This is a genomic window from Bacillus sp. MYb78 (assembly GCF_002975115.1).
GTDB lineage: Bacteria > Bacillota > Bacilli > Bacillales > Bacillaceae_G > Bacillus_A > Bacillus_A cereus.
The window spans coordinates 35,892-48,095 of sequence record NZ_PCOB01000008.1 but is presented as its reverse complement, the minus strand read 5'-3'; the positions used below and the strand labels follow the sequence as shown (position 1 = coordinate 48,095).

Here is a 12,204-nt window from a genome sequence, read left to right as displayed (position 1 = left end):
AGTTTTATAGCGGTTTTTATTATAGTATAAAATCTTTATATTTTAATAAAATCCATATCTGTATGCGAAATTGCATATTAATAAGTCTTCTTCTTACTTTAAAATTAGCTTAAATCACTTTCCATATTATACAAATAACAAGTTTAAAATGTTATAATTTTCAAAAAACCATTGGAGGATATTATGAAAGCCCACGCAATTTTCGATTTCTTACATTTACTAGTCTTAACGCTGAAAAGCTATTATGTATGGGGAATGCCTATCTATGTCTTCGTTATTCCTCTTATCTTTGTAGTCGGTTATATTATTATTAATTCTAATAAGAAACAAAAAAATACATCTATTCAAAGTCACTAATCTATTACCTTAATAGCCTCCTAAAAATCATATTCCCCTCATTTTCTTCAAATGATATGATGAACAAGGGTATATCCCCACCACTCTTATAGCGGTGGGGATTTTAATGTCAATATGCAACATACTACACAATAGAAGGTGATTTTCATGAGAAAATACGCAGCAATTGCTTTATGTACGTCTGCCATTCTAGCAGGCTGTAATACTAACAATGTAAGTCCAGAACCTAAAAAAGAGAAAACGGCTCAAGGGATTAAGAAACAAGAAGAGACTGTGCAAGAACAAGGTAAAATCTCATATAATGCAGTTACACACGAATCTACAAACACAAGTATTCATATTACAGACATAAAAGATTCTTTAAATGAAGTACAATATAAAATTTGGCGCACAGCTGATGGCAAGGAAAGTGCTAAATTTTTTTCTTCTAAAGAAAAAGAGAAACAATTCACACTTCCTTTTGATATAAAGGAATTTGGAGGAAAACGCGGTGAGTTCCAAATTGAAGCAATAGGAATGAAAGAAGATGGGAAAACAATCCCGCTTACGAAATCTACTATTACTTTCGAACAAAAGGTTCCTGTTCTTATGTATCACGCAATTGATGATTATCATGGTCAAGGTATTAAAGACTTATTCGTATCACCAGCTAACTTTGAAGCACAAATGAAACATTTAAAGGACAATGGTTATACGCTGTTAACGTTTGAACGCTGGGGCGATATAAATAAAGTAAATAAGCCGATTTTCGTTACATTTGATGACGGTATGAAAAATAATATGAATGCATTTCGCGTTTTACAAAAGCTAAAAGATGATACTTTTAAACCGGCAGCAACAGAATATATGATTGTTGATAACGTTGATGTAGAAGGAGCATTGTCTACTTCTGAAATAAAAGAAATGGTTGATTCCGGCATTTTCTCGGTGCAATCTCATACTGCAACACATGCAGACTTGCCGAAAATTACAAACTATGAGGAAGAGTTAAAAGGTTCAAAAGAAAAGCTAGAAAAAATAACAGGTAAGCCTGTTATCGCGATTGCTTATCCATTCGGTCATGTAGATGATAAGGTTGTTGCAGAAACGAAGAAGTATTATCAATTTGCGACGACGACAAAGCCTGGGCAATTCATTACGAAGGGTGAACCTGATGAATTGTTAAAGATGAAGCGCGTTCGTATACACCATACAACGACTGTAGAGCAGTTTGCTTCTTCAATTAAGTAAATGTAAGAGCTCAATACATTTTGAGCTCTCTTTTTACTTTATATTTATATATATTTTTAGAATTTTCTTGTATTATATATAGTAAGAAATCTTTCAAATTAAAGGAGATTATACATATGTCATTTGAACAAACGTTAGAGAAATATGCTGCTCTTGCAGTTAATGTTGGTGTTAATATTCAACCTGGACAAACTTTATCAATTAGTGCACCTCTTGAAGCTGTACAATTTGTACGCCTCGTTACAGAGAAAGCATATAAATCTGGTGCAAAACACGTATATGTGGATTGGAATGATGAGACGTTAACACGCTTAAAGTTCGATCTAGCTCCTGAAGAAGCTTTCTCTGAATTCCCTTCTTGGAAAGCACATGCTCGTGAAGAATTAGCAAAAGAAGGCGCTGCATTTATGTCTATCTATGCAGAAAACCCTGATTTATTAAAAGGTGTAGAAGCAACACGTATCGCAACAGCTCATAAAGTAGCTGGAGAAGCGATGAAAGTATACCGTGATTACGTACAAGCCGATAAAGTAAGCTGGTGTGTAATTTCTGTTCCTACGAAAGAATGGGCTGCGAAAGTATTCCCTGACGTAGCGCCAGAAGAACAAGAAGCAAAGTTATGGGATGCTATTTTCAAAGCTACTCGTGCTGATTTAGAAAATCCTGTAGAAGCATGGAAAGAACATGATGAAACATTACATACAAAAGTGGATTACTTAAACGAAAAGCATTATAAAGCTCTTCACTATACAGGTCCTGGAACAGATTTAACAATCGAACTTCCAGAAAAACATGTATGGGCTGGTGCTGGTAGCTTAAATGAAAAGAACGTACCATTTATGGCTAATATTCCAACTGAAGAAGTATTTACAATGCCACTTAAAACAGGTGTAAACGGCCAAGTTTCTAGTACAAAACCGTTAGTATTTGCAGGTAATATTATCGATAATTTCACGTTAACATTTGAAAACGGACGTATCGTAGACTATAAAGCTGAAGCTGGTGAAGAAGCTTTAAAACATTTAGTAGAAACAGATGAAGGTTCTCACTTCTTAGGAGAAGTAGCTTTAGTACCTCATGACTCACCAATTTCAAACACAAATGTTTTATTCTACAATACACTATTTGACGAAAATGCATCTTGCCACCTTGCAATCGGAAATGCTTATGCATTTAACTTAGTTGGCGGAAAAACAATGTCTAAAGAAGAACTTGCTGAAAACGGCGCAAACGCTAGTATTACACACAACGACTTCATGATTGGATCCGCTGAGCTTGATATCGATGGTATTACAGCTGATGGCAGACATGAGCCTATCTTCCGTAAAGGTAACTGGGCGTTTTAAATTAATTACCATAAAGAAACACATTGGATAATCCAATGTGTTTTTTATTTATTTGGTTTCAATTCAAATTTTATCGTTCTATTTTCACGCGTAAACTCCGGTCTATACGTAGCGATATACGTATTTTCTTTCGCTACGTCAAATAGCATGATATCTTGAATTTTTTCATCTGGTGCTAACTTTTTACTAATAAAGCTATCAGGGTTATTATATTCTTTAAATCTTGTACCTTTCTTATCGGTAATCTCAAATTCATAAAATGCAAAAGGTATTTCCTTTTTACTATTATTTTCCACTTTGAAAATAACCCCCAAAATCTCTTCTTTCTTTTTATCCTCATCATAATCCAGATATCCTAATTTAACTGAATCGATAGTTACTTGCAAACCATCTACGTCTACTGTCTCCCCTATTTTATACACTTTATCTTGAACATCTTCTTGTTTACTTTCATTACTATCTTTAGTCTCAGTGCAAGCACTTAAACTAAAAGCTATGCCAAAAATTAAAACAATTTGACTCACCTTTTTTAACATACTCTTTCCTCCACATAAGACAATATTTCATATGTATCATAACAAAACGCTTTACTCTTTCTTGTCATATTTTGTCGTATTAATTGCTAACTGCACAAATAGAAAAAAGCTATCTTCTACAAAAGATAGCTTTCATGATGCCGATGAAACCTTAAGACCAATGACACCCAAAACAATAAAGAGAATACAAAATGCTTGGAATAAGCTAATATGCTCTTTAAAAAAGTACACACTAATGATTGTAATAAGTAACGTTCCAACGCCAGACCAAATGGCATAAGCAATACTTAAATGAATCTTTTTAACGACGATAGCAAATACGCTGAAACAAATTCCATAAAATACGAAAATAAGTACACTTGGAACGAGCTTTGTTAAACCATTTGATAGTTTCATTGCGATTGTTCCAGCTACTTCAAAAATAATTGTAACAAGTAATAATAGCCAATATACCATACTAGAATCTCCTTCTCTGTTACCTTATAGAGATTCTAGTATACTACTTATAGTCCTAATGAAATATATTTAATTTCTAAATATTCCTCGATGCCGAAATGGCCTCCTTCACGGCCGATACCACTTTCTTTAAATCCACCGAATGGTGCTTGTGCAACTGATGGAAAACCATCGTTTAGACCGATAATACCGTACTCTAACGCTTCACTAATTTGGAATGCTTGGCTAATGTCTTTCGTGAAAATATACGCAGCTAAACCGTATGGTGTATTATTTGCACGTTCGATTACTTCATCAACTGTTTTAAATTTCGCAACTGGTGCCACTGGCCCAAATGTTTCTTCATTCATACAAAGCATCGTATCATTTGCCAACCCAATTACAGTCGGTTGAATGAAATGTCCCTCTAACTCTGCGACCTTTTGACCACCATATAAAACTGTTCCACCTTTTTGAATAGCATCTTCAATATGTTCTTGTACTTTTGAAACTGCATTCTCATCAATAAGTGGCCCGACAGTCGTTCCGTCACCGAAACCGTCTCCTACTTTCAAGTGCCCTACTGCCTTTTGGAACTTCTCTACAAATACTTCGTATACTTCTTCTTGAACGAATACTCGGTTTGTACATATACACGTTTGTCCTGCATTACGGAATTTCGAACCAATCACCGCTTCTACTGCTTTATCTAAATCTGCATCATTCATTACGATAAACGGAGCGTGTCCCCCTAACTCAAGCGAAACTTTTTTCATCGTTTGCGCCGCACTAGCCATTAACTCTTTCCCGATTTCCGTTGACCCTGTAAAGGACACTTTTCGAACGCGACCATCTTCCATCCATGTATCAGCAATTGCTTTTGCACTACCTGTTACGATATTGATTACGCCCTTTGGAATATCTGCTTCATGGGCTAATTCAGCTAATTTCAATGCAGTTAATGGCGTTTGACTTGCCGGTTTCACAACGGCTGTACAGCCTGCTGCAAGCGCTGGGGCTACCTTTCTCGTAATCATAGCAGCTGGGAAGTTCCAAGGTGTAATAGCTGCCATAACGCCAACTGGTTGCTTCATAACTAAAATGCGCTTATTCGGATGAGCAGCAGGAATCATTTCACCATATACGCGTTTCCCCTCTTCTGCATACCATTCAACAAAACTGTTTGCATAATTTACTTCACCAAGCGCTTCTGCAAACGGCTTCCCTTGTTCCTTCGTCATAATCGCTGCGATCTCTTCTTTATTTTCATCAATAAGCGTAAACCACTTTTTTAACTTCGTGGCACGATCTGCTGCCGTTAACTTAGACCACGTTTTAAAAGCTTCATGCGCAGCATCAACAGCTTGCTTTGCCTCTGTTACTCCGCCTTTTGGTACAGTTGCAAATATTTCCTTCGTCGCAGGATTATTTACTTCAATTTGTTCTTGTAGTGTAATCCACTCACCATTTATATACATCGCCTTTTTATCTATACTCACGAAAGTCGCCTTTTTATCCAATGTTTTCTTCCTCCTCTATGAACTTCTTAATTTTCCTAGTAGCAGCAGATTGACTAATTTGCAAAAACTCAGCCACTTTATAACTTGATCCATACGTTTTATACGCTTTAAGAATAATATTTCTCTCTACCTCTTCCAGCATTTTATAAAGGCTTTGCCCCGATTGTTCAACTGCAGCCTCTTGCATAGAGAGTGGCAAATCCTCTACCGTTACAACATCATCGACAGTAATAACAATTCTCTCAATTACATTCTCTATCTCTCTATTGTTTCCTTCCCACGGATATCCGACAAACATTTGTAATGTACCCGGTGCTAGTTTCACATCACGTCCGTACTTTTTATTAAAGTGCTGCAAGTAATGATAAATAAGCGGTAAAATATCTTCTGTTCTTTCCCTAAGCGGGGGAATTGCAATTGGAATGACATTCAGACGATAGTATAAATCTTTCCGAAATGTTCCTTGTTTCACCATCTCGCTTAAATCTCTATTTGTTGCCGCCACAATTCGAACATCTACTTTTTTTAATTCTCTTCCGCCTATAGGACGAAATGTTTTTTCTTGCAATACTTGCAAAAGCTTCGCTTGAATTTCAAGCGGCATTTCACCGATTTCATCTAAAAAAAGAGTTCCTTTATGCGCGGATTCTAATAGTCCCTTTTTCCCTTCACGATTCGCACCTGTAAAAGATCCACCTGAATATCCAAAAAGCTCCGATTCAATTAAATTAGTTGGCAATGCCGCACAATTAACTTCATTGAAACTTTCATTCTTACGGTGACTCACTTCATGTAAATGGCGTACTAATCGACTTTTTCCTACTCCAGTCTCGCCTAAAACGAGAACAGTACTATCCACTACAGATACTTTTTTGATTGTATCGACTATTTTTTGCATAGCTAGACTTTTAAAAATCAGTCCTTCATGCTCATATGTTTCTCTTAATTCTTTTTTATATGTTTTTAGCTGATTATCCATTTCCTCTACCTTTTGACGTAATTGATAGAGTTCAGTAAGGTCCCGAGAATAACTAATCACTCTTCTTAAATTTCCCTCATCATCAAAAACAGGCCTTGTACGAACATGTAAATACTCTCCTGATTTTGTAGTTTGAACGAGTTCAATTGGCCTCTTTTTTTCAATCACTTCTAATGTCGCTGATGGATAAAAGATTCCATCCTTTTGTAGTTCTTTTACATGCTTACCCACTAACTCTTCGGCAGCTAGTTGGTAGTGCCTTTCACATGTACTATTTACACGCACAACGATCCCTTGCTCGTCTGTAACAAAAATTTCGTCAAACGCATATTCAAATACATCTTTTAAATCCATTAACACTCGTTCCTTTTCTGCAACCATCCTAGCCACCCCTAACTTCAAATCCATCGTTCCACTTCACTACCTTTATTATAAAGTGAATTTTCTGCATTTAATATAGAGTCAGCTAGAATGTTTGCTATTTATACTTCCGTTTTTAAACGCGAGCGATGTTCGTTTGCTCATAACAAGCTTGCAATGATTCTTCAATTATTGTTAAACCTTCTTCAAGTTGATCATCTGTAATAACTAAAGGCATTAACACACGGATAACATTTCCATATGTTCCTGCTGATAATAACAGTAACCCGCGCTTATTTGCTTCTGCACATAGATTAGCCGTTAACGTTTTGTCAGGTGCTTTCGTCTTACGATCTTGAACGACCTCAAATGCACACATTGCTCCTAACCCACGCACATCACCGATGCAATGATATTTATTTTTCATCTCTTCGAATCGGTTCATTACGACTTTTCCTAATTCTATCGCTCTATCATTTAATTTCTCATTTTCTATTACATCGAGAACAGCTAAGGCAGCCGCACATCCTAATGGACTTCCTGCATACGTTCCACCGAGTTCACCTGGTGCAGATTCATTCATAATTTCTTTACGTCCAATGACACCACTTATCGGTACACCAGCCCCTAATGATTTAGACACTGTAATTAAATCTGGAACGACATCATAATGATCAATTGCAAAATATTTTCCTGTACGACTAAAGCCTGTTTGTATTTCATCCGCTACAAATAAGATGCCGTTCTCTGAACAAATGCGGCGTACTTCTTGAACAAATTTCTTACTTGGGACGATAAATCCACCTTCCCCTTGAACAGGTTCCATTACAACAGCTGCAATTGTTTCTGGTGCTACTTCCGATATGAAGAAGTTCTTAAACTCTTCAATAATAAAATCATCATATTGCTCTTCCGTTAATCCCTCTGGGCGACGGTATTCGTATGGAAATGGCGCTTTATATACTTCTGGAGCAAAGGGACCAAACCCAAATTTATATGGCTTCACTTTACTTGTCATCGTCATTGTCATTAATGTACGCCCGTGGAAACCTTTAGAAAATGCGATAATACCAGGTCTCTTCGTATATTTACGAGCGATTTTCACCGCGTTCTCAACTGCTTCTGCACCACTATTTAAAAATAGGACTTGCTTATCGAAACTTCCTGGTGCCAATGCCGCAAGCTTTTCCGCTAATTCAATATATGGCTCATACATCATGACATTAAATCCAGTATGAATGTATTGATCGACTTGTTTATGGAGCGCCTCTTTAACCGTTGGATGACAATGTCCTACGTTAATTGTCCCGATTGCTCCTGCAAAATCAATGTACTGATTACCATCAACATCTGTTACAAGAGCACCATTTGCAGATTGTACAAACGTTGGGATGCCGTTACTTACTCCTTTTGGTACTATATTTTGACGGCGTTCCAATAAAGATGCCGCTTTCGGTCCTGGAATTTGTTCATTTACTTTAGCAAATTTTTTTGCGTTCATTGCGTACCCCATCCTTTTCTTTACATTGTTTTCTCTTCTTATTGCAAAATATATGCCAACTTTCTTTTCTAGCATTTATCCTATATTCTTTGTATCCAGGCATAAAAAATAAGTCTATAAAGACTCATTAAGAGTCTTTATAGACTTATTTTCCTTACACATTAGACTTTTCTTTCTCCCAGAAAAACTCACCCGATTGAGAAATAAACTCCCCAACAGAATCTAACACTAAATCAGCAAGTGGTTCTAATGTTGGACGATCCCCCGTACCAGAAAGGACTCCAATTGCATAGCAATCACCGCCATTTTTAGCTAAATGTAAATCCGTTGGCGTATCTCCAACAACCGCAACCTCACATGATTCTAAATTAAATTTCTCACAAAACACTTCTATAATCTTTTTATCTGGTTTTTGCGCAGGGAATGTATCCGAGGCTATAATATAATCAAAAAAGTTCTCCAACTTATATTGTTTTAAAAATAATTCTGTTGGTGCAAAATCATCCGCCGTGACAACCCCTAATATAAATCCTTTATCTTTTAATGCCTGTAACACTTTCGGTAAATCCGCTGTCATTTTCATATGCGAACGATACTCATACATAAGGGAAAATAACTTCTCACTTACCCAATGATGCATCTCTTCTTCTCTAGCAGACTCAATATAATTACAAAGCCCCTTCGCTACATCAAGGCTTGTTCCAGCAGCTATTGCACTCCTCGGATTAACAAATGCTCCCTCTACACCAATCTCTTCTAATAAGGTCTGCCCTATTGTACTTGGTAAATGATATAAACTTATACATTCAGCTACAAGTTCTTCAGCTACTTTTATCCATATTGAATGAAAATCCATTAATGTCCCATCTTTATCAAATAGTATTGCTTTTACCTTCTCCATAGCATCCTACCTCTCGTTTCTTATCTCCTCCAGTGTATCAATAAAATATGGATGTAAAATAAAAGAATTGTAAAAATACCATAAAAATCAAACTAACTCCCAATTTACAATTCATTTTAACAAAGTAAAAAAGGATGCCTTTACAGGGCATCCTCTTGATGTTCAGGAACAAATAGTTCTAAACAATGATATATATTTTCGAATTCCATCGGTGCATCTCCACCATACTCACCATCTAAATTAATCATTAGTTTATCTGGTGAATGTACTTTAATTCGGTTCGCTTGTGTATATAACACTTTTGGATTGTTAATATGTTCACCACGTTGTGCTTGTGTTGCTGCTTTAATCAAATCAGCGATAGAACCTTTTTTCAGTACTAATAGATCAAATAACCCATCGTTAATAGATGCATACGGTGCTACCTTTTCAAATCCACCTACTGAACGAGTATTCGTAATTAAAAACATTGTAATTTCTTCTTGTAGTAATTTTCCATCATACTCAATTTCAACATATGTTGGATGTAATGATGGTAACATCTCGATACCTTTTAGGTAATAAGCAAGTTGTCCTAATACTGTCTTTAACTTACTCGGTACCTCGTATGTTAATTCTGTAATACGACCGCCACCAGCGATGTTAATAAAATATGTATCGTTCGCTCTACCAAGGTCTAATGGCACTGTTTTTCCTTCGCAAATAATATCTGCTGCCTCTTCAATAGAACGAGGTACACCAATCGCACGTGCAAAGTCATTTGTCGTTCCAACTGGAATAATTCCAAATTTCGGACGGAATTCATGCCCAACTAAACCGTTTACTACTTCATTTAACGTACCGTCGCCACCAGCCGCAATAACAACATCAAACTTACGATCCGCAGCTTGCCTCGCCGCCACAGTAGCGTCTCCAGGACCCGTTGTCGCATGACAAGATGTCTCATAGCCAGCTTGTTCTAATTTTTGTAATACTTCTGGTAAGCTCTTCTTAAATAGCTCACGCCCAGAAGTAGGATTATAAATAATTCTTGCTCGCTTCATCATTTATTAGCACAGGAAATTTCTTTATGTATCGAAAAAGAACATACTGAACTTCTATTCAGTATTCCCATGCCTACCTCCTCTCATCTTGCTATCCTTCTTTTATCCCGCTCAAACAGGCAGTAAGAACCCGATTCGTGTAGTCCATCAAAAGTAAATATTCATTTCAATGGTTTTTTTATTTGACCCAAAAATTTATCCCGCTATTTGCGGGCAGTAAATGCCCGATTGGTGAGGGCTAATAATCAGTGTTGGATGAACCTCCTACTGATTAAAGTTTCACTTTATTTCTATCCATTCTTCCATAAAAATTTACATATAACGAATAATAACTATCTATTATTTCATGAGATGAAAAAAACCTCTATGTTTAGATTTATCATTATTCCCACCTTTTTGCAACTATCATACCATAGTTGCTATACAAACATTTTTCCACTTTTGACAGTTAATCAAACGTTTGTTTAAACGATTTTGTCTCATTTAAACAAACGTTTGATTAACCTAGAAAAACACCCATGTACGGGTGTTTTTCTGCTTAATCTTTAAAAGTCACTACTATTATCGCTTATTAATCTCTTCAAGTAAGATTTTGTTAACAAGCGGTGGATTTGCTTGTCCTTTTGTAGCTTTCATAATTTGACCAACTAAGAAGCCAATTGCACGGTCTTTACCGTTTTTAAAGTCTTCGATAGATTGCTCATTATTATCAAGAATTTCTGTTACAACTTTACGAAGTGTACCCTCGTCAGAAATTTGAACAAGACCTTTCGCTTTAACGATTTCTTCTGGGTCTCCACCTTTTTCAATTAATTCATTAAATACTTTCTTCGCGATTTTAGAAGAAATTGTACCTTTTTCAATTAATTGAACCATTTTAGATAAACCAGCAGGCGTTAATGCAACGTCTTTTAATTCTTTTTGTTGTTTGTTTAAGTATGCAAGTACTTCACCCATTAACCAGTTCGATGTTAATTTCGCATCAGCACCGTCTGCAACAGTTGCTTCAAAGAAATCAGACATCTCTTTCGTTAATGTTAACACGTGTGCATCATAAGCTGGTAAGCCTAGTTCTGCAACGTAGCGAGCTTTACGTGCATCTGGAAGTTCTGGAATAGAAGCTCGAACTGCTTCTTTCCACTCATCATCGATGTAAAGTTCAACTAAGTCTGGCTCCGGGAAGTAACGGTAATCGTCAGATCCTTCTTTCACACGCATTAAGATTGTTTTCTTCGTTGCTTCATCATAACGACGTGTTTCTTGTTGGATGATGCCACCAGATAACAATTCTTTTTCTTGGCGCACTTGCTCATGCTCAAGACCTTTTTGTACGTAAGTGAATGAGTTTAAGTTTTTCAGTTCCGCTTTTGTACCGAACTTTTCTTGTCCAACTGGACGAAGAGAAATGTTCGCATCACAACGCAAGGAACCTTCTTCCATCTTACAATCAGATACACCAGTGTATTGAATAATTGATTTTAACTTCTCTAAGTATGCATATGCTTCTTCTGGCGTACGCATATCTGGCTCAGATACGATCTCGATTAAAGGCATACCTTGACGGTTGTAGTCTACTAATGAACCATCAGCTGTATGCGTTGATTTACCAGCATCTTCTTCTAAATGAAGACGTGTAATACCGATACGTTTCTTTTTACCGTCTACTTCGATTTCAATCCAACCATTTTCACCAATTGGCTTATCAAATTGAGAGATTTGGTAAGCTTTCGGGTTATCTGGATAGAAATAGTTTTTACGGTCAAACTTCGTTTCCGTTGCGATTTCACAGTTTAATGCCATTGCAGCTTTCATTGCAAAGTTAACTGCTTCTTTATTTAAAGTAGGAAGTACCCCTGGGTATCCTAAGTCAATTACACTTGTTTGTGTATTTGGCTCCGCTCCGAATTCTGTTGGACTCGCAGAGAAAATTTTCGAATTTGTTTTTAACTCAACGTGAACCTCTAAACCAATAATTGTTTCTAAATTCATCTATGCT

General features: G+C 36.5%; 11 protein-coding genes. 3 read left to right on the top strand and 8 right to left on the bottom strand.

What is annotated here, in order from left to right:
• Positions 1 to 183: 183 nt before the first annotated feature.
• The 3 genes from CQ064_RS33635 (at position 184) to CQ064_RS16975 (ending at position 2,933) form a co-directional block, all read left to right on the top strand.
• Positions 184 to 357: a hypothetical protein gene (locus tag CQ064_RS33635; RefSeq protein WP_000643594.1), complete on the top strand. Its 174-nt coding sequence runs from the start codon at positions 184 to 186 to the stop codon at positions 355 to 357.
• A 147-nt stretch (positions 358 to 504) separates the two neighbouring features.
• Positions 505 to 1,587, top strand: a complete 1,083-nt coding sequence (locus CQ064_RS16980; RefSeq protein ID WP_001233710.1) for a polysaccharide deacetylase family protein — start codon at positions 505 to 507, stop codon at positions 1,585 to 1,587.
• A gap of 116 nt (positions 1,588 to 1,703) precedes the next feature.
• Positions 1,704 to 2,933: an aminopeptidase gene (locus tag CQ064_RS16975; RefSeq protein ID WP_000007372.1), complete on the top strand. Its 1,230-nt coding sequence runs from the start codon at positions 1,704 to 1,706 to the stop codon at positions 2,931 to 2,933.
• Positions 2,934 to 2,977: 44 nt separating this feature from the next.
• Here CQ064_RS16975 and CQ064_RS16970 read toward each other — a convergent pair whose 3' ends face one another.
• The 8 genes from CQ064_RS16970 to gatB form a co-directional block, all read right to left on the bottom strand.
• On the bottom strand, positions 2,978 to 3,469 hold the full coding sequence (locus CQ064_RS16970; protein WP_000915103.1) for a DUF4352 domain-containing protein: 492 nt from the start codon (positions 3,467 to 3,469) through the stop codon (positions 2,978 to 2,980).
• Positions 3,470 to 3,601: 132 nt separating this feature from the next.
• Complete coding sequence (locus tag CQ064_RS16965; RefSeq protein WP_000263262.1) at positions 3,602 to 3,925, bottom strand: DMT family transporter; 324 nt, start codon at positions 3,923 to 3,925, stop codon at positions 3,602 to 3,604.
• A gap of 47 nt (positions 3,926 to 3,972) precedes the next feature.
• Positions 3,973 to 5,424: an NADP-dependent succinate-semialdehyde dehydrogenase gene (gene gabD / locus CQ064_RS16960; protein ID WP_000358134.1), complete on the bottom strand. Its 1,452-nt coding sequence runs from the start codon at positions 5,422 to 5,424 to the stop codon at positions 3,973 to 3,975.
• Positions 5,417 to 6,784 carry a sigma-54 interaction domain-containing protein gene (locus tag CQ064_RS16955; protein ID WP_000225138.1) on the bottom strand — a complete coding sequence of 456 codons (1,368 nt, stop codon included), beginning with the start codon at positions 6,782 to 6,784 and terminating at the stop codon, positions 5,417 to 5,419. The genes gabD and CQ064_RS16955 overlap by 8 nt, the downstream gene beginning before the upstream one ends.
• Positions 6,785 to 6,899: 115 nt before the next feature.
• Complete coding sequence (gene gabT, locus CQ064_RS16950; protein ID WP_000992190.1) at positions 6,900 to 8,264, bottom strand: 4-aminobutyrate--2-oxoglutarate transaminase; 1,365 nt, start codon at positions 8,262 to 8,264, stop codon at positions 6,900 to 6,902.
• Between the two features lie 154 nt (positions 8,265 to 8,418).
• Positions 8,419 to 9,165: an HAD family hydrolase gene (locus CQ064_RS16945; protein WP_000416662.1), complete on the bottom strand. Its 747-nt coding sequence runs from the start codon at positions 9,163 to 9,165 to the stop codon at positions 8,419 to 8,421.
• Between the two features lie 140 nt (positions 9,166 to 9,305).
• Positions 9,306 to 10,211 (bottom strand): diacylglycerol kinase, encoded by a 906-nt coding sequence (locus tag CQ064_RS16940; RefSeq protein ID WP_000977679.1) that lies wholly within the window; start codon positions 10,209 to 10,211, stop codon positions 9,306 to 9,308.
• 558 nt (positions 10,212 to 10,769) lie between these two features.
• Positions 10,770 to 12,197, bottom strand: coding sequence for an Asp-tRNA(Asn)/Glu-tRNA(Gln) amidotransferase subunit GatB (gene gatB, locus CQ064_RS16935; protein ID WP_001047685.1), 1,428 nt, complete (start codon positions 12,195 to 12,197; stop codon positions 10,770 to 10,772).
• Between the last annotated feature and the right edge of the window lie 7 nt (positions 12,198 to 12,204).

What these genes read in the sequence shown, in the direction of transcription:
- CQ064_RS33635 (WP_000643594.1), top strand. Translation starts at nt 184, where the DNA reads ATGAAAGCCCACGCAATTTTCGATTTCTTACATTTACTAGTCTTAACG.
- CQ064_RS16980 (WP_001233710.1), top strand. Translation starts at nt 505, where the DNA reads ATGAGAAAATACGCAGCAATTGCTTTATGTACGTCTGCCATTCTAGCA.
- CQ064_RS16975 (WP_000007372.1), top strand. Translation starts at nt 1,704, where the DNA reads ATGTCATTTGAACAAACGTTAGAGAAATATGCTGCTCTTGCAGTTAAT.
- CQ064_RS16970 (WP_000915103.1), bottom strand. Translation starts at nt 3,469, where the DNA reads ATGTTAAAAAAGGTGAGTCAAATTGTTTTAATTTTTGGCATAGCTTTT.
- CQ064_RS16965 (WP_000263262.1), bottom strand. Translation starts at nt 3,925, where the DNA reads ATGGTATATTGGCTATTATTACTTGTTACAATTATTTTTGAAGTAGCT.
- CQ064_RS16955 (WP_000225138.1), bottom strand. Translation starts at nt 6,784, where the DNA reads ATGGTTGCAGAAAAGGAACGAGTGTTAATGGATTTAAAAGATGTATTT.
- gabT (WP_000992190.1), bottom strand. Translation starts at nt 8,264, where the DNA reads ATGAACGCAAAAAAATTTGCTAAAGTAAATGAACAAATTCCAGGACCG.
- CQ064_RS16945 (WP_000416662.1), bottom strand. Translation starts at nt 9,165, where the DNA reads ATGGAGAAGGTAAAAGCAATACTATTTGATAAAGATGGGACATTAATG.
- CQ064_RS16940 (WP_000977679.1), bottom strand. Translation starts at nt 10,211, where the DNA reads ATGATGAAGCGAGCAAGAATTATTTATAATCCTACTTCTGGGCGTGAG.
- gatB (WP_001047685.1), bottom strand. Translation starts at nt 12,197, where the DNA reads ATGAATTTAGAAACAATTATTGGTTTAGAGGTTCACGTTGAGTTAAAA.